Consider the following 16,261-nt stretch of genomic DNA (forward strand, 5'->3'; position numbering starts at 1 on the left):
GCGCTTTCGAATTACGGAGGAAGTCCGCCACCTTCACCCGAAGGAGTGGTCCAGCTAGGGTCGGACCCATGACCGATCACGCTCATGACCTGGCCCGTGTACGGGAAGCGACGGACCGGCTGCTCAGCGCGGCCGCCGCACTGGACAACGCGGCACTGGCCGAGCCGTCACGGCTTCCGGACTGGACGCGTGGCCATGTCCTCGCCCACCTCGCCCGCAACGCCGACGCCCTCGTGAACGTGCTGGAGGGCCGCCCGATGTACGTGAGCGCCGAGACCCGCGACGCCGACATCGAGCGGGACGCCCCGCGCCCGCTGGAGACCCAGCTCACCGACGTGCGCGACAGCGCGGCCCGGTTCGACACGGCGGGGTCCGCGCCGGGCGACTGGACCCGCGTCGTGGAGCTGCGCAACGGTGTCACCGATGTCGCGGCCCGGCTGCCGTTCCGGCGCTGGGCGGAGGTGGAGCTGCACCACGTGGATCTCGGCGCCGGCTACGAGCTGGAGGATCTTCCGGCCGAGTTCACCGAACGCGAGACCGAGTTCCTGGCGCGGCGCTTCCTGGGCCACCCCGAGGTGCCCGCGATCCTGCTCACCGACGGCACGCGCGCGTGGAGCACGGGCCAGGATGCTCCCGACCCCGAGGTCACCGTCACCGGCACCCCGGCCGGCCTGCTGGGCTGGCTCGCCGGGCGCCGCGCCGGGGCAGCGCTGGAGGTCAGGGGCGGCGAACTGCCCGCGCTCCCCCCGCTGTGACACCACGCCGGGCCGCCAACGCCCGTCCCGCTATAGGCTGATCTTCATGACGTACAGCGGCGAGGTCAGGGTCGGCGGACCGGCGGACGTGCACGAGCTCAAGGATCTGATGATCACGAAGGTCGCGGTCGGCCCGATGAACAACAACGCCTATCTGCTGCGCTGCCGGGCCACCGACGAGCAGTTGCTGATCGACGCGGCCGCCGAGGCGCACACCCTTCTCACCATGATCGGCGAGGACGGCATCGCGTCCGTCGTCACCACCCATCAGCACGGCGACCACTGGCAGGCGCTCGGCGAGGTCGTCGGCGCCACGGGCGCCCGTACCTACGCTGGGCGGGCGGACGCCTCCGGCATCCCGGTCGCCACCGACGTGCCGGTCGACGACGGGGACGTCATCCGGGTCGGCCAGGTCGAGCTGACCGCGCGCCATCTGGTCGGCCACACGCCGGGCTCCATCGCGCTGGTCTACGACGACCCGCACGGCCACCCGCACGTCTTCACCGGTGACTGCCTCTTCCCCGGCGGGGTCGGCAACACGCGCCAGGACCCCGAGGCGTTCGCCAGCCTGATCCACGACGTGGAGACGAAGATCTTCGACGCGCTGCCGGACGAGACCTGGGTCTACCCCGGCCACGGCGACGACACCAGCCTGGGCGCCGAGCGCCCGCACCTGCCGGAGTGGCACGCGCGCGGCTGGTGAGCGCGGTGGGCCAGGGTCGGGTTCAGGCGTCGGCGCGCGCCGGTCCCAGCAGCGTGGCGATCCGCTCCACCGCGAAGACGTAGCCCTGCACCCCGCAGCCCGCGATCACCCCGTCGGCGCGCAGCGAGACGTACGAGTGGTGCCGGAAGGACTCGCGCCGGTGGATGTTGGAGATGTGCACCTCCAGCACGGGCAGGCCGTCGCAGGTGTTGAGCGCGTCCAGGATCGCCACCGACGTGTGGGAGTAGGCGCCGGGGTTGATGACGATCCCGGCGTGGTCGAGCCGTGCCTCGTGGACCCAGTCGACCAGCTGGCCCTCGTGGTTGGACTGCCGGAAGTCCACCGTGCCGCCGTACCCGGCCGCGGCCTCGGCGCACAGGGCCTCCACGTCGGCCAGGGTGTCCTTGCCGTAGATCTCGGGCTGCCGCTGGCCGAGGAGGTTCAGGTTGGGCCCGTTGAGGATCATGATCGGGGCGCTGGCCAGGGTGCGGGACACGGTGGGTTCCTCCGGTGCGTCAGGGGCCGGTCGGCGGCCACTACTCGCACCCGGTCTATCACGGGCCGCCGAGGCGGCCTTCGGGCCCGGCACTAGGGGTTGAGGGCCAGCTCCAGGTAGGCGGCGAAGAGGACCAGGTGGACACCGCCCTGGAGCGGGGTGGCGCGGCCGGGGACGACCGTGAGCGAGGCGACGACCACGGTGAGGGCGAGCAGCAGCATGTGGGTGGCGCCGAGGCCCAGCACGAGGGGTCCGGACAGCCAGACCGAGGCCAGGGCGACGGCCGGGATGGTCAGACCGATGCTGGCCATCGCGGAGCCCAGCGCGAGGTTGAGGCTGGTCTGCACACGGTCGCGCCGGGCGGCGCGCAGCGCGGCGATGGTCTCGGGCAGCAGGACGAGCAGGGCGATGACCACGCCGACGACCGCCGGGGGCAGACCCGCGCCCGCCACCCCCGACTCGATCGTGGGCGACACACCCTTGGCGAGGCCGACCACGCCGACGAGAGCGAGGCCGAGCAGGCCGAGGCTGACCCCGGCGTAACGGGCGGACGGGGGCACCGCGTGGTCGGCCGCGGTGATGATCTCGCCCTCCTTGGTGACCGGCAGGAAGTAGTCGCGGTGGCGCAGGGTCTGGGTGGCGACGAAGAGGCCGTACAGGACCAGGGAGGACAGGGCCGCGAACGTCAGTTGCACGGTGGAGAACTCGGGGCCGGGCTTGCTGGTCGTGAAGGTGGGCAGCACCAGGCTGAGGGTGGCCAGGGTGGCGACCGTGGCCAGTGCGGCTCCGGTGCCCTCGGGGTTGAACATGGCGGTGCCGTGGCGCAGGGAGGCGACCAGGAGGCAGATGCCGAGGATGCCGTTGCAGGTGATCATCACGGCGGCGAAGACCGTGTCGCGGGCCAGGGTGGAGCTCTTGTCCCCGCCGTCCACCATGAGGGTGACGATCAGCGCCACCTCGATGATGGTGACGGCGATGGCGAGCACCAGGGAGCCGAAGGGTTCGCCCACCCGGTGGGCGACGACCTCGGCGTGGTGCACGGCGGCGAGGACGGCCCCGGCTAGTACGAGGCTCACCAGGGCCACGACCGCGCCGGGCAGATCACGGCCCCAGGTGAGGACGAGGAGGACCACCGCGAGCACCGGCACGAGGAGCGTCCACCGCGCGACGAGCGACCTGAGCCGATTGATCATGCAGTGATGCTGGCAGAGGCGTACAGGGTTCGCATTCCGTTCGTCCCGTGTCAGGCGTCGATGCTGTCCTTGGGGGCGTCGCCACCCCCGCCCGCCTCGGCGGCGGCCTGCTTCCGGGTGGCGATGAGGCTGGTGATCGTGGTGATGACCAGGACGCCGCAGATGACGGCCAGGGAGACGGGGATGCTGATCTCGGGGACGTGCAACCCGAGCTCGTGCAGCGCGTGCAGCACCAGCTTGACGCCGATGAAGCCGAGGATGACCGACAGGCCGTAGGACAGGTGGACCAGCTTCTTCAGCAGGCCGCCGATGAGGAAGTACAGCTGGCGCAGACCCATCAGGGCGAAGGCGTTCGCAGTGAAGACGATGTACGGGTCCTGCGTCAGGCCGAAGATCGCGGGGATGGAGTCCAGCGCGAAAAGCACGTCGGTGGTGCCGATGGCGAGCATCACGACCAGCATCGGGGTCATGACCCGCTTGCCGTTCTCCTCGATCCACAGCTTGGTGCCGTGGTACCGGTCGGCGACGCCGAACCTGCGCTCGGCGGCCTTCAGGATCTTGTTCTCCTCGTACTCCTCGTCCTCGTGATCGGCGCGGGCCTCCTGGATGAGCTTCCAGGCGGTCCAGATCAGGAAGGCGCCGAAGATGAAGAACACCCAGGAGAAGCTGGCGATGATCGCCGCGCCGGCCGCGATGAAGACGGCCCGCAGGACCAGGGCTATGAGCACACCGAACAGCAGGACCCGCTGCTGGTACTGCGCGGGAACCGCGAACTTCGTCATGATCAGGACGAAGACGAAGAGGTTGTCGACGCTCAGCGACTTCTCGGTGATGAAACCGGCGAAGAACTCCCCGGCGGGCTGGCCGCCGCCGAAGTAGAACAGTCCGAGGCCGAACAGTCCGGCCAGGGCGATCCAGACGGCTGTCCAGATGCCCGCTTCCTTGATGGACACCTCATGCGGCTTGCGGCCGATGAAGAAGTCCACGGCGATCAGGGCGGCAAGGCCCACGATGGTCAGGACCCACAGGGTCATCGAGACGTCCACGACACCTCCGGCATTACGTCACGGCAAACATCAGCGTTGTCGCTGCCGGAGGTCTCTTCCACCCGGAGAACGGGCCGGCGCCCCGGAATCCATGGGGATTCGTACTGACGGGTGCGCCGCATCAAGGAGTACTCCCCTCCGCACGAAGACAGTACCGCAATCACCAAGGAATAGTAAAGAGAAAAGTAAAACAAAGACCAAGTGAGCAGCTCAGAGCTTTTTTACCTGTCCTTGGTCCTGGCTGCGCAAACCGTGCTGAGCACTTGCCGGACAACCGCGCTCCCGTGCGGCGGGAGGGCGGGTTCGAAGGTCCACGCGTGTCCGACCCAGGGATCGGCGAAATGGTCGTCGGGCAAGGGGGTGAGTCGCATCAGCGAACGCCACAGCGGGTCGAGCAACGGCCCGTACGGCTCGGCGTCTGCGCGGTCCGCCACCAGCAGCAGATGGACCCCGGCCGCCGGCCCCTCGTCCGCGAGGAAGCGGAGCCGGGTCAGGGCGCGGTCGTCGAAGCCCTGGGGGAAGTCGTTGACGATCAACAGCCGCCGGGCGGTGCCCATATCGTCCGGCAGCGCCTCGGTCGCGCCGCCGCCGATCGCCATGCGCACCAGGTCGACCCGCCGGGTGAGCGACTCCAGCGCCCGCGCCACGCCCGCCGTACCGGTCGCGGGCGGTGCGGTCAGCGCGCCCGTCCGGGTGAGCGCTCCGAGCGGCCCGGCTCCGGCGCCGGCCGGATCGACGACCTGCACGGCGAACTCCCCCGCGGGGTGGACGGCGAGCAGCCGGGCCGCGAGGGCCACGGCCACCTCCAGGGCTTGCCGGCGCCGGTCCACGGAGTCCGTGAAGTCGACCGGTGTGGCGCCGCTGTCGACCCACAGGCCCCGTTCCAGCGGCAGCCTGACCAGCATCGGGATACGCAGGGACGCGCTCTCGGGTAGATGGAGATCGCCCAGCCGGACGGCCTGGGGCGGCTCGGACGGCACCCGGTGACCGTGCCACACCGGGTTGTCCCAGCGGGCGTACGCGGGTGGCAGCGCGGGCTCTACGACCTCGGCCTCGGCGGTGAGCTGGGCGAGATCGCGGTCGTAGGCCGCCCGCGCCCGGCCGACCAGCTCGTCGTGCCTGGTCCGGGCCGCCTCCCCGGCCGCGTCCCCGGCGCCGCCCATCCTGGTGCGCGGGTCGGCGAGAACCTCGTCGAGTTCCCGGTCCAGGCGGGCGGCGGCGAAGTCGGCCGCGCTCCGGAAGGCGGCGGTGGTCCGGGCCAGGTCCTCGAACATGCCCCAGACCTGGTTGTACAGCCGCTCCTCCATCGACCAGCCCGCGGCATCACCCGCGACGGGGCGGGGCGGTTCACCGGGGGCGGGGGCGGGTGCGGCCGCGGAAGCCTGGCGCCCGGGGTGGGTGTAGTCGACCGGTCCGCCCCCGGGTGGCAGGGCCTCCGAAGACAGGGCTTCCTTCGGCCCGCCGGGGCGCCCCGCTTCGTGTATCGCCTCGGCGGCTTCGCGAGCCTCGGGCAGCCCCAGGTCCGTCAGGAGTGCGGTGAGGCCGTCCGCGTACCCCTGGCCGACCGCGCGCACCTTCCAGCCGCCCTGCCTGCGGTACAGCTCCAGCGCGACGACAGCCGATTCGGCGTCCAGTCCGACGAGGGTGAAGCGGGCGATCTCCGCGCCGCCGGCGCCGGTGACGGCCACCCGCGGGGCCTCGGTCGCGCCGAACCGCACCCGCGTGCCCGCCTGTTCCGGCAGGGCCAGCAGCACGGTGACCCGGTGCACCGCGTCGGGCAGCTCCCCCGGGTCGGCGGAGAGGCGGTGCTCCGTGGCCACTACGCGGGGCACCTCGAAGCCGGGAAGGACGGGGGTGCCGGGATGGGCGATCCGGTGGGGGTCACGGACGCGGCCGCCCTCGTCTCCGAGAGCGGCCGCCACGAGCACGGGGATCTCGGCCGAGATCCGGATCTCCAGCCGGGTCCGGGGCAGCGGATGGTTCTGCCCCCGCACCAGTTCGGTCCCCATCACCATCGCCCCCTGTGTCGTGTTGTCGCGGCGCCCGGCCGGTGCGGTCCTGCGGACGCGGTCCTGCGGGTGCGGGTCCTGCGGATGCGGGTCCTGCGGATGCGGGTCCTGCAGGCGCGGTCCTACAGGTGCGGGAGGATCGCGGGCATCAGGTCCTGGAACGTGCGCCCGTTGGCGGGCTCGCCCAGCGCGGTCATCGTCCAGCCGGCGCCCGCGCGGTGCACCTTGGCCATGATCTGCGCGGTGTACTCGCCGCCGCCCGCCAGCGTGTAGCGCGCGAGTTCCTGCCCGTTGGTCTCGTCCACGAGACGGCAGAACGCGTTCTGCACCTCCTGGAAGGTCTGCCCGGTGAACGAGTTCACGGTGAAGACGATCTGGTCGACGTGGGCCGGGACCCGCTGGAGGTCCACGAGTACGGCCTCGTCGTCGCCGCCCTGCCCGACACCGCCGACCAGGTTGTCGCCAGTGTGGCGGACGGAACCGTCGTCGCTCACCAGGTGGCGGAAGAAGACGACGTCGACCGGTTGCTTCTCCGCGAAGAGGACCGCCGAGGCATCCAGGTCGATCTCGCGGGTGCGCGAGCCGAACAGCCCGCGTCGCTTCGCCGCCTGCCAGCCGAGACCCATACGGACCGCGGTAAGGGCGGCCCCGTCCTTCTTCTCCAGGCTGATGGCCTGGCCCTTGGTCATGTTGACGGTCACGGCTGAATCCCCTCTCGGTGTTCCCCTGTTGCCGCGCATCGCGCGGTTGCCCAGAACCCTACGCAGCGCCACCGACCGTGCCGAACCCCGGCCCGCGCTTTGTGTCGGTGTTGCAACACTGGCGCGTATGCCGAGGTCCGGACGGGTCTGGTGGGTCAGGCGATGCCGGCCTCCCGCATCTGGCGCAGTTCCCTCTTCATCTCGGACACCTCGTCGCGCAGCCGGGCGGCGATCTCGAACTGGAGCTCCGCCGCGGCGGCGCGCATGCGGTCCGTCATCTCCTCGATCTGCCCGGCGAGTTCGGCGGCCGGCTGATCGGTGGGCTGGGTCCTGCCCTTGGCCTTGGTCTTGGCCGCCTTCGCCTTGGCGTCCTGGGTGGCCTTGCCTCCGAGGGAGGGCACGGGCGTCTTGGGTGCCTTGCCGTCCTTGTGCTGCCGGTAGCCGGTCCCTAGGAGCTGCTCGGTGTCGACGCCCTCGCGGGCGATCTGCGCGACGATATCGTTGATCTTCTTGCGCAGCGGCTGCGGGTCGATGCCCTTGGCCTTGTTGTACGCGACCTGCTTCTCCCGGCGCCGGTTGGTCTCGTCGATGGCCTTCTCCATCGCCGGGGTGATCTTGTCGGCGTACATGTGGACCTGGCCGGAGACATTGCGCGCCGCGCGGCCGATGGTCTGGATCAGCGAGGTGCCGGAGCGCAGGAAGCCTTCCTTGTCGGCGTCGAGGATGGCCACCAGGGACACCTCGGGCAGGTCGAGGCCCTCACGCAGCAGGTTGATGCCGACCAGTACGTCGTACTCACCGGCGCGCAGCTCGCGCAGCAGTTCCACGCGGCGCAGGGTGTCGACGTCGCTGTGCAGATAGCGGACCTGGATGCCGAGTTCCACGAAGTAGTCGGTGAGGTCCTCGGCCATCTTCTTGGTGAGCGTGGTGACCAGGACACGCTCGTCCTTGTCGGTGCGCTCCCGGATCTCGTGCACCAGGTCGTCGATCTGCCCCTCGGTGGGCTTGACCACGACCTCGGGGTCGACCAGGCCGGTCGGGCGGATGATCTGCTCCACCACGCCGTCGCCCCGGGACAGTTCGTACGCGCCCGGGGTGGCCGACAGGTAGACGGTCTGCCCGACGCGTTCCTGGAACTCCTCCCATTTCAGCGGGCGGTTGTCCAGCGCTGAGGGCAGCCGGAAGCCGTGGTCGACCAGGGTGCGCTTGCGGGAGGCGTCGCCCTCGTACATGGCGCCGATCTGCGGGACGGTGACATGCGACTCGTCGATGACGAGCAGGAAGTCGTCCGGGAAGTAGTCGAGCAGGGTGTTCGGCGGGGAACCGGGGAGGCGGCCGTCGAAGTGCATTGAGTAGTTCTCCACGCCGGAGCAGGTGCCGATCTGGCGGAGCATCTCGATGTCGTAGGTGGTGCGCATCCGCAGGCGCTGGGCCTCCAGGAGCTTGCCCTGCTTCTCCAGCTCGGCCAGCCGCTCCCCCAGCTCCTTCTCGATGCCGTTGACCGCGCGCTCCATGCGCTCGGGGCCGGCGACGTAGTGGGAGGCGGGGAAGACGTACAGCTGCTGGTCGTCGCTGATGATCTCGCCTGTGAGCGGGTGCAGTGTGGACAGCGCCTCGATCTCGTCGCCGAACATCTCGATACGGACGGCCAGCTCCTCGTAGACCGGGAAGATCTCGATGGTGTCGCCGCGCACACGGAAGGTGCCCCGGGTGAAGGCCGTGTCGTTGCGCGTGTACTGGATCTCGACGAAGCGGCGCAGCAGGTCGTCGCGGTCGATCTCCTCACCGATCTTCAGAGGGACCATGCGGTCCACGTACTCCTGCGGGGTGCCCAGGCCGTAGATGCAGGAGACGGAGGCGACCACGACGACATCACGCCGGGTGAGCAGGGAGTTGGTCGCCGAGTGGCGCAGGCGCTCGACCTCCTCGTTGATCGAGGAGTCCTTCTCGATGTAGGTGTCCGACTGCGGGACGTACGCCTCGGGCTGGTAGTAGTCGTAGTACGAGACGAAGTATTCGACAGCGTTGTTCGGGAGCAGCTCGCGGAACTCGTTGGCCAGCTGGGCCGCCAGCGTCTTGTTCGGCGCCATCACCAGGGTGGGGCGCTGGAGCTTCTCGATCATCCACGCGGTGGTGGCGGACTTGCCGGTGCCGGTCGCGCCGAGCAGTACGACGTCCTTCTCACCGCCCCGCACGCGCTTGGCCAGGTCGGCGATGGCCGTCGGCTGGTCGCCGCTGGGCTGGTAGGGGCTGACGACCTCGATGGGCGCCACCGTGCGTTCGATCTTTGAAACGGGCCGCATGGAACCAACCGTACGACTCCGCACTGACAACGGGCCGGGAGTCAGTGGCGCTGGGGGGTTCGGAAGCCGTGAGCGTCGGCATGGACCGGCTCGCGGACCGGTCGCTGCGACGGTCGAACGCGCTGGTGGGAGGGTACGGCGGCGGCCGGAACGCCCGGCCTGGCCTCTGCAGGGACGGGCCGCGGCGTGCCCTTAACCATCAGCGGATCGAACATCACGACGACGGCCGCGAGGAGCAGGAGCGCGAGCGGTCCGATGAGGACCGGGGCGAGTACGGCGGCGGCCGAGCCCCTGGTGGTGGAGCCGGGGGTGCCGTGGAGGTGGACGGTGAGTCCGGCCATGCCGGTGTAGTGCATGCCGCTGACGGCGAGGCCCATGACCAGACTGGCGCCGATGCTGCCCCGCAGACCCCTCACGTGTCCGGCGGCCCAGAGGGCGACGGTGGCGGCCACCACGGCGATCACGACGGACACGACGACGCCGGCGATGTCATAGATGAACCGTCCGTCGAAGCGCATCCCGGCCATGCCGAGGTAGTGCATCGAGGCGACGCCCAGACCGGTGATCGTGCCGCCGGTGACGAGCGAGGTACCGATGGCGCCCCGGTGGCCGATGATGAAGATCCCGACGCCCACCATGACGATGGCCAGGCCGAGGCTCGCGTAGGTCATCGGCATGTCGAAGCGGATCGGCGTCTCGTCGATGGAGAAGCCCATCATGGCGATGAAGTGCATGGTCCAGATGCCGGAGCCGATCGCGGTAGAGCCCAGGGCCAGCCACGCGGGTCGCCAGGACCGGGTGACCAGCAGGGACCGGGTAGTGCAGCGCAGGCCGAGGGCGCCGCCCAGGCAGGCCATCACATAGCCCACGAGGGGGGTGACGACCCCGTAGCTGAATCCGTCGATCGTGCCTCGCATGCGCGGCTGTCCCTCGCCTTCTCACGTCCCGCGGCAGACGCGGTGCTCCCCCTGCCCAGCACCGCTGTGGCGGTCGGGGCTGACGCCGAGAGTATGGCCGCCACCGGAATGGTCGAATGATTTTCCGACAAAGGAACACGGTTTTACCCCACTTGTGCGCCACCTGTGTGCGGAGTTGGCCTCCGTCGTTCGCCTGGTGGCCGTTCTACGCCAGTTTGTCGTTGACGCTCCGCTGTCACTCTGGTGCTGTTGGTATTCGCCGTACGTGAGGAGTACGCATGCACGCGCACGCAGTCGCCGCCGTGGCCACCGCGGCCCTGGGAGCGACGGTCCTGCTGAGCCCCGTCTCCGACAGCCATCCGGTCCGGGCGGCCCAGCCCATGGTGGTCGCCCACCGAGGAGCCTCCGCGTACGCGCCCGAGAACACGCTGGCCGCCATCGACAAAGCGGCGAGGCTCGGCTTCTCCTGGGTGGAGAACGACGTGCAGCGCACCAGGGACGGCGAGCTGGTCGTCCTCCACGACGACAGCCTGGCGCGCACCACGAACGTCGAGGCCGTGTTCCCCGGCCGGGCGCCCTGGAAGGTGAAGGACTTCACGGCGTCCGAGATCGCCCGGCTGGACGCGGGCAGCTGGTTCTCCTCCGCCTTCGCGGGCGCGCGCGTGCCGACGCTGGAGCGGTACATGCGCCGGGTCGAGCGCAACCACGAGAAGCTGCTGCTCGAGGTCAAGAACCCCGAGCTGTACCCCGGCATCGAGAAGCAGATCATGAAGACCGTGAGCAACGAGGGCTGGCTGGACCCCGCGCACCGGAGCCGCCTGATCGTGCAGAGCTTCAGCGCGGACAGCATCCGCACCGTGCACCGGCTCGAGCCGACGCTTACCACCGGTTACCTGGGGCGTCCGAAGATCGCCGAACTGAGCGGGTACGCCCGGTTCGCGGACCTGGTCAACCCGTCGTACGCGGACCTCTCCGCGAACTACGTCTCGGCCGTGCACGCGCTGAAGGGGCCGCACGGCAAGCCGCTGCGGCTGCTGACCTGGACGGTGAACGACGCGGCCACGGCCCGGAAGGTCAGGGGCTACGGAGTCGACGGGATCATCACCAACAAGCCCGACGTGGTGCGGACGGCGCTGAGCGCCTCCTGAGCCCGGCTGCGGAACCCGTTTGTCAGTGGCGGGCCGTAACGTGGTCGGCATGGACAACCAGGGGCAGGACGGGCAGCGGGTCGTCTGGGCGGTCGTGGACAGCCGCATCGGCCCGCTGATGCTGGCGGCGAGCCGCCAGGGACTGGTCAACGTCGTCTTCCACGCCACCGGTCCGGTGTGCGAGCGCGCCCTGAAGCGGCTGGCGGCGCGGTACGGCACCGCGCCGGTCCAGGAGCCGGGCGCGCCCCTGCTGGCCGAGGCGACAGGTCAGATCGAGGCGTATCTCGCGGGTGAGCGCCATGACTTCGACGTGCCGCTGGACTGGTCGCTGATCTCGGGCTTCAACCGGACGGTGCTGCACGAGCTGGCCGCCGGCGTCCCGTACGGCACGGTGGTCGGTTACGGGGATCTGGCCCGGCGGGTCGGACAGCCGGGCGGGGCGCAGGCGGTGGGCACGGCGATGGGCGCGAATCCGCTGCCGGTCGTCGTGCCGTGTCACCGGGTGGTGGAGAGTGACGGCGGAATCGGTGGTTTCGGGGGCGGGCTGGAGACCAAGCGGCAGCTGCTCGCACTGGAGGGCGTGCTGCCCGAGCCGCTGTTCTGACGACGTCCACCGGCCGTTCCTGGGCGCGGCGTTCGGCCGGGGGTCGCGCCCGCCAGGAATGAGGGGAGGCGACGGACGGGAGGCGGGCGCGTGGTGCTGGAGTTGTCCGAGGAGGTCCGGAAGGCGACGGGCGGCGGGCGGCCGGTGGTGGCCATGGTTTCCACGATCATCGCGCACGGGCTGCCACGCCCGCGCAATCTCCAGGTGGCGCTGGAGCTGGAGGACATGGTGCGGCGCGAGGGAGCCGTGCCCGCGACGCCGAGTCCAGCCAGGCGTTGGCCCGAGCCGCGCTGGCGGCGGCACGCGCGCGTGGGGTGCCGGTCAGTCTGGACCCGGCTTCGGCGGGGCTCCTCGCGCGGTTCGGGGCGGACCGGTTCCTGGAGTTCGCCGGACAGCTCGATGTGCCGCTGCCCAGCCGGGACGAGGCGTGGCTGCTCACGGGGGTGTCCGACTGCGCGGAGGCGGCGGAGCTGAGCGGGCTCGGACCGGTGGTGGTGGCCAAGTCGGGGGCGGAGGGGGCGTTGGCGGCCTGGTCGGGGGCGGTGTGCGCCCGGGTTCCGGCGGTACCGGCCCGAGGCGACGGACAGTACGGGCGCCGGGGACGCGTTCACCGGCGCGTTCCTGACCGCTCTGGTGGCCGGCGCCAGTGCGGAGGTCGCGGCGAAGCGTGACTGCCGGGCCGGGGCGTGAGCGGTGGAACGGGTGGGCGGCCGGCTGCCGCGCCCGGACCACGACGCGCGGGCTCCGCACACACCCGCTCCGCGGATCCCCTGAGGCTCGCGCAGCTCAGACCTTGCGCCTCCACGCCGAGATCATCGGCTCGGCGGCCAGGTCCATGCCGCCCGCGGCGGCGTCGGCCAGGTGGCGGTCCATGTCCTCGTCCGTGGCCGGTCCCGCTTCGACCGGACGGCCCCGGATCTGATGGGCCGTGGCCAGTTCGAGCGCGAGGCACGCCGGTGAGGTGAGCGGGAAGTGCGCGTCAACCTCGACCTGCCGCGGCCCTGCCTCGCGGAGCAGGCGCGGCAGGCGGCGGCCGTAGGAGAGACCGGCGCCGCGCTCGGCGAGGACCCGGCGGAAGCCCTGGCGGAGCCGGGTTGGCGAGCCGCTCCTCCCGCCCCGTGCTCGTCGGGGCAGGCCAGGGGTTGCAGGGCCGGATCGGCGTCCTCGATCAGCAGCCATCCGCCGGGCCGCAGCGCCTCGGCCTAGGACCGCAACGCCAACTCCCAGCCCGGGACATGGACGAGTACGAGCCGGGCGTGTACGAGGTCGAAGCCCTGGCCGGGCGGCCCTTCGACGTCCACGTCGTAGGTGCGGGCCTCCACCGGTGGCCGACCCTTCGTCCACAGGCGGAAACGAAGCGGAATGCGTGTTTTCCACAGGCTTTCCCGAGTTTCCTGACGGACTGGCAGACTGGCCGCGCAGGACACGAAAGGTGTCAGGTGCGGAGATCCAGGCAAGGAGATCCAGATGTCGATGGCGGGGAATCTGCGGAAAGTCACAAAGCTGAGCAAGGTCGGCGGCCTGCGCAAGGTGGCCGGTCTGGCCCGGCGCCGGCCGCGTGTGGACCTGAGCCACCCGGCCCGGTCGCCGCTGGGTTCCTCGGTCGTGAACTGCGTGACGTATCAGGACGGCATACGCGTGCCGGGCTCCGCCGATCTGGTGGACGCTGTGAAGACGGTCCGCAATACCGGCGACGGCTTCGTCTGGCTTGGTCTGCACGAGCCGACCACCGAGGAGTTCGCCGATGTCGCCGACCTGTTCGACCTGCATCCGCTGGCGGTGGAGGACGCGGTGGAGGCCCACCAGCGCCCCAAGCTGGAGCGGTACGGCGACACGCTCTTCGCGGTGCTGAAGACGGTCTGTTACGTAGAGCACGAGAAGCTGACGGCGACGAGCGAGGTGGTGAACACCGGCGAGATCATGGTGTTCGTCGGCGAGGACTTCGTCATCACCGTGCGGCACGGTCATCACGGTTCGCTGGGCCCGCTGCGCGAGGAGCTGGAGTCGCGTCCGCGTCAGCTGGCCAAGGGCCCTTCCGCGGTGCTGCACGCCATCGCGGACCATGTGGTGGACGAGTACCTGAACGTCACGGACGCGGTGCAGGGCGATGTCGAACAGGTCGAGACGGATGTGTTCTCGGAGGAGGGCGCGCGTGCCGACCCGGGGCGGATCTACCAGCTGAAGCGCGAACTGCTCGAACTGAAACGGGCCGCGGTGCCGCTGGTGCGCCCTGTGGAGGATCTGGCCACCCGGCCGATGAAGGTGGTCGACCCGGAGATACAGGCCTACTTCCGGGACGTGATGGACCATCTGATACGGGCCAAGGACCAGATCGCCGCGTTCGACGAGCTGCTCAACTCCATCCTGCAGGCACACCTCGCGCAGGTGACGGTCGCGCAGAACGAGGACATGCGGAAGATCACGGCCTGGGCCGCGATCGTCGCGGTACCGACGATGGTCTGCGGTGTCTACGGCATGAACTTCGAGTACATGCCCGAGGCGCACTGGCACTACGGCTATCCGCTCATCATGGGGATCACCGCGCTGGCCTGTTACGCGCTCTGGCGGGGCTTCCGGCGCAACGGCTGGTTCTGACACTCCGGCCGGCCAGGGCTCGGTGGCGGAAGCGCGGTCCACAGAGCCTCGACAGCGGGGTCAGCCGTTCCAGGCGGGGTGCCGTGGGTCGTCGGCGCGCACGAGGACGTCGGCCGTGGTGGCGGGGTCGGTCTCCGTCTCGTAGCGGGCGAAGGCGGCGAGCGTCCAGTGGTCGGCGCCGGGGGTACGGCGGCGCAGGGCACCGGGTGACAGGAGGATGTGGACGGCCAGGTCGAAGGGGAACCAGTGCCGTAGAAGAAGGGGGCCGTGGAGCAGCAGTACCCCGCCGGGCGGGAGCTGGACGTAGGAGCTGCGGGTGGCGCGGTCGGTGACCGGGTCCCACAGGTCGGGCAGCACCCGGCCGTCGCCTCCGGCGTCCAGAGGCCCGAGGACCTCGCGCCACAGCGCGCCGGTGTCGAACCAGCCGCTGAAGTACGACTCCTCGTCCCGTCGGCCGTGTTCCAGGCGTAGTGAGGCGGGGCGCAGGAAGTCATCGGCGCCGACTACCAGCGAGGGACGTCCGCGTACCCGGAGTGCCTCGGCGAGCAGGACGGCGAGGTCTCCCGGGCGGGCGGCGGCCGCCCCGTCGAGGCCCACGCGCGGCCAGGGACCGCCGTCGGCGGGCTCCAGCGCGAGAATCCGGTCGGCGAGCCGTTCGGCCAGCCGCTCCCACGTGATCGCTTCGAGTCGCACAGGCCCATGATGCCGGGAAGCCCCGTGCTGCCGAGAAGCGGGAGGAGGAAGGAGAGAAGGGGAGAGACGGGAGGAAGGCGAGAGGACGAGCCCGGTCCCGTGCGGGAGGGCGGGCCGGTGGCGGGTAAGGAACCGCCTATGGCACGTCCCGCGAGCGCACGCCGTTCCGTGGACCCACGCTCCCCCGCTCCGCCGGATGCCGGGGGCGGTCCGGTGGTGATCCAGCCGCAGCGGCACAAGCGCTGTGCGGCCTGCCGGCGGGGCCCGCTGGGGTTGCTGGTGCTGGAGGACGGGGTGCCGCGCTGCCTGGACTGCGCGGACCTGGGGCACCTGGTGTTCCTGCCGCGTGGGGATGCCGCGCTGACCCGCAGGGCGCGGGAGGAGAGCACGCTGTCGGCGGTGGTCGTGCGGTTCGCGCGGCGTCGCGGGCGGTACGAGCGTCAGGGCCTGCTGGTGGAGGGGGCCGCGCTGGCGCGGGCGGAGGAACGGTGCCTGGCCGACGCGGAGGTCCGGCAGCGGAGGCGGGCGCGGGACGCGCGCCGCAGGGGGGAGGCGGACCAGCGCTTCGTCGCGGAGTTCGCGGCGGAGATCGGGAGGCTGTTCCCCGGCTGTCCGGCCGGCCGGGCGCGGGCGGTCGCCGAGCACGCGGGCCTTCGGGGCAGCGGGCGGGTCGGGCGCAGCGCGGCGGGGCAGGCGCTGTCGGAGGCGGCGGTGACCTCGGCGGTGGTGGCGTCCGTACGGCACCTGGACACGCCGTACGACGAGCTGCTGATGAGCGGGGTGCCCAGGCGCGAGGCGCGCGGCCGGATCGCCGGAGCCGTGCGGGGAGTGCTGCGGGAGTGGCGGGAGCCGGTGGCGCGGGAGGTGATGGAACCGGGACGGGAGCAGGGAGAGGAGTGACAGGAGTGGCACGAGGGAACAGTGGTTCGCGGGCGCGGGCCGGTGGACCGTGGGGTGCGGAAAGGTGCTGTCCGCCGCCCTGCGCGGGGGTCGGTGGCGACGTATCGTGGCCGGAAGAACACCGGGACGGGGTCGCGCCCGTGCCGGGCGACCGCCGAATGCCCCCACCCGAGACCGCACCGCCGCACGGCTCGTGGG

Annotated in this window: 14 protein-coding genes and 3 pseudogenes; 8 read left to right on the forward strand and 9 right to left on the reverse strand. The window is 71.0% G+C overall.

Annotated features, from left to right (window positions below):
* Positions 1-68: 68 nt before the first annotated feature.
* Both ACFWN1_RS00380 and ACFWN1_RS00385 read left to right on the forward strand, forming a co-directional pair.
* Positions 69-755 (forward strand): maleylpyruvate isomerase family mycothiol-dependent enzyme, encoded by a 687-nt coding sequence (locus ACFWN1_RS00380; protein ID WP_384356480.1) that lies wholly within the window; start codon positions 69-71, stop codon positions 753-755.
* Positions 756-801: 46 nt separating this feature from the next.
* Positions 802-1,458 carry an MBL fold metallo-hydrolase gene (locus ACFWN1_RS00385; RefSeq protein ID WP_384356483.1) on the forward strand — a complete coding sequence of 219 codons (657 nt, stop codon included), beginning with the start codon at positions 802-804 and terminating at the stop codon, positions 1,456-1,458.
* A 22-nt stretch (positions 1,459-1,480) separates the two neighbouring features.
* On the opposite strand, the gene aroQ is transcribed toward ACFWN1_RS00385, so the two are convergent.
* From aroQ to ACFWN1_RS00420, 7 genes are all read right to left on the reverse strand, one after another.
* Positions 1,481-1,954 (reverse strand): type II 3-dehydroquinate dehydratase, encoded by a 474-nt coding sequence (aroQ, locus tag ACFWN1_RS00390; RefSeq protein WP_384356486.1) that lies wholly within the window; start codon positions 1,952-1,954, stop codon positions 1,481-1,483.
* A 92-nt stretch (positions 1,955-2,046) separates the two neighbouring features.
* Positions 2,047-3,147 (reverse strand): calcium:proton antiporter, encoded by a 1,101-nt coding sequence (locus ACFWN1_RS00395; RefSeq protein WP_384356489.1) that lies wholly within the window; start codon positions 3,145-3,147, stop codon positions 2,047-2,049.
* 50 nt (positions 3,148-3,197) lie between these two features.
* A complete protein-coding gene (locus tag ACFWN1_RS00400; protein ID WP_384356492.1) occupies positions 3,198-4,193 on the reverse strand; it encodes a TerC family protein in 996 nt (331 codons plus the stop codon).
* Positions 4,194-4,414: 221 nt separating this feature from the next.
* Positions 4,415-6,202: a TerD family protein gene (locus ACFWN1_RS00405; RefSeq protein ID WP_384356596.1), complete on the reverse strand. Its 1,788-nt coding sequence runs from the start codon at positions 6,200-6,202 to the stop codon at positions 4,415-4,417.
* Positions 6,203-6,324: 122 nt separating this feature from the next.
* Positions 6,325-6,903, reverse strand: coding sequence for a TerD family protein (locus ACFWN1_RS00410; RefSeq protein WP_384356495.1), 579 nt, complete (start codon positions 6,901-6,903; stop codon positions 6,325-6,327).
* Between the two features lie 155 nt (positions 6,904-7,058).
* Positions 7,059-9,206, reverse strand: a complete 2,148-nt coding sequence (uvrB, locus tag ACFWN1_RS00415) for an excinuclease ABC subunit UvrB (protein ID WP_384356498.1) — start codon at positions 9,204-9,206, stop codon at positions 7,059-7,061.
* Between the two features lie 41 nt (positions 9,207-9,247).
* Positions 9,248-10,123: an MHYT domain-containing protein gene (locus ACFWN1_RS00420; RefSeq protein WP_384356501.1), complete on the reverse strand. Its 876-nt coding sequence runs from the start codon at positions 10,121-10,123 to the stop codon at positions 9,248-9,250.
* 278 nt (positions 10,124-10,401) lie between these two features.
* Between ACFWN1_RS00420 and ACFWN1_RS00425 the strand changes: the two genes are divergently transcribed.
* The 4 genes and pseudogenes from ACFWN1_RS00425 to ACFWN1_RS00440 form a co-directional block, all read left to right on the forward strand.
* Entirely contained in the window at positions 10,402-11,271 is an 870-nt protein-coding gene (locus tag ACFWN1_RS00425) for a glycerophosphodiester phosphodiesterase (protein ID WP_384356504.1), read from the forward strand.
* Between the two features lie 49 nt (positions 11,272-11,320).
* A complete protein-coding gene (locus ACFWN1_RS00430) occupies positions 11,321-11,875 on the forward strand; it encodes a methylated-DNA--[protein]-cysteine S-methyltransferase (protein WP_384356507.1) in 555 nt (184 codons plus the stop codon).
* A gap of 90 nt (positions 11,876-11,965) precedes the next feature.
* Positions 11,966-12,133: pseudogene (locus ACFWN1_RS00435) on the forward strand (pseudouridine-5'-phosphate glycosidase); the annotation flags it as partial.
* Positions 12,133-12,565 (forward strand): annotated as a pseudogene (locus ACFWN1_RS00440) (carbohydrate kinase family protein); the annotation flags it as partial. The pseudogenes ACFWN1_RS00435 and ACFWN1_RS00440, both read left to right, overlap by 1 nt.
* A gap of 96 nt (positions 12,566-12,661) precedes the next feature.
* On the opposite strand, the pseudogene ACFWN1_RS00445 reads toward ACFWN1_RS00440, so the two are convergent.
* Positions 12,662-13,209: pseudogene (locus tag ACFWN1_RS00445) on the reverse strand (methyltransferase domain-containing protein); the annotation flags it as partial.
* 133 nt (positions 13,210-13,342) lie between these two features.
* Between ACFWN1_RS00445 and ACFWN1_RS00450 the strand changes: the two are divergent.
* Complete coding sequence (locus ACFWN1_RS00450) at positions 13,343-14,470, forward strand: magnesium and cobalt transport protein CorA (protein ID WP_384356510.1); 1,128 nt, start codon at positions 13,343-13,345, stop codon at positions 14,468-14,470.
* Positions 14,471-14,530: 60 nt separating this feature from the next.
* On the opposite strand, the gene ACFWN1_RS00455 is transcribed toward ACFWN1_RS00450, so the two are convergent.
* Positions 14,531-15,163: a uridine kinase gene (locus ACFWN1_RS00455; RefSeq protein WP_384356514.1), complete on the reverse strand. Its 633-nt coding sequence runs from the start codon at positions 15,161-15,163 to the stop codon at positions 14,531-14,533.
* 138 nt (positions 15,164-15,301) lie between these two features.
* On the opposite strand from ACFWN1_RS00455, the gene ACFWN1_RS00460 reads away from it, so the two are divergent.
* Positions 15,302-16,063 carry a DUF2293 domain-containing protein gene (locus tag ACFWN1_RS00460; RefSeq protein ID WP_384356517.1) on the forward strand — a complete coding sequence of 254 codons (762 nt, stop codon included), beginning with the start codon at positions 15,302-15,304 and terminating at the stop codon, positions 16,061-16,063.
* Positions 16,064-16,261 lie beyond the last annotated feature (198 nt).

Source organism: Streptomyces sp. NPDC058459, assembly GCF_042721685.1.
Classification (GTDB): domain Bacteria; phylum Actinomycetota; class Actinomycetes; order Streptomycetales; family Streptomycetaceae; genus Streptomyces.

What these genes read in the sequence shown, in the direction of transcription:
- ACFWN1_RS00380 (WP_384356480.1), top strand. Translation starts at nt 69, where the DNA reads ATGACCGATCACGCTCATGACCTGGCCCGTGTACGGGAAGCGACGGAC.
- ACFWN1_RS00385 (WP_384356483.1), top strand. Translation starts at nt 802, where the DNA reads ATGACGTACAGCGGCGAGGTCAGGGTCGGCGGACCGGCGGACGTGCAC.
- ACFWN1_RS00395 (WP_384356489.1), bottom strand. Translation starts at nt 3,147, where the DNA reads ATGATCAATCGGCTCAGGTCGCTCGTCGCGCGGTGGACGCTCCTCGTG.
- ACFWN1_RS00405 (WP_384356596.1), bottom strand. Translation starts at nt 6,202, where the DNA reads ATGGGGACCGAACTGGTGCGGGGGCAGAACCATCCGCTGCCCCGGACC.
- uvrB (WP_384356498.1), bottom strand. Translation starts at nt 9,206, where the DNA reads ATGCGGCCCGTTTCAAAGATCGAACGCACGGTGGCGCCCATCGAGGTC.
- ACFWN1_RS00420 (WP_384356501.1), bottom strand. Translation starts at nt 10,123, where the DNA reads ATGCGAGGCACGATCGACGGATTCAGCTACGGGGTCGTCACCCCCCTC.
- ACFWN1_RS00425 (WP_384356504.1), top strand. Translation starts at nt 10,402, where the DNA reads ATGCACGCGCACGCAGTCGCCGCCGTGGCCACCGCGGCCCTGGGAGCG.
- ACFWN1_RS00430 (WP_384356507.1), top strand. Translation starts at nt 11,321, where the DNA reads ATGGACAACCAGGGGCAGGACGGGCAGCGGGTCGTCTGGGCGGTCGTG.
- ACFWN1_RS00450 (WP_384356510.1), top strand. Translation starts at nt 13,343, where the DNA reads ATGTCGATGGCGGGGAATCTGCGGAAAGTCACAAAGCTGAGCAAGGTC.
- ACFWN1_RS00460 (WP_384356517.1), top strand. Translation starts at nt 15,302, where the DNA reads ATGGCACGTCCCGCGAGCGCACGCCGTTCCGTGGACCCACGCTCCCCC.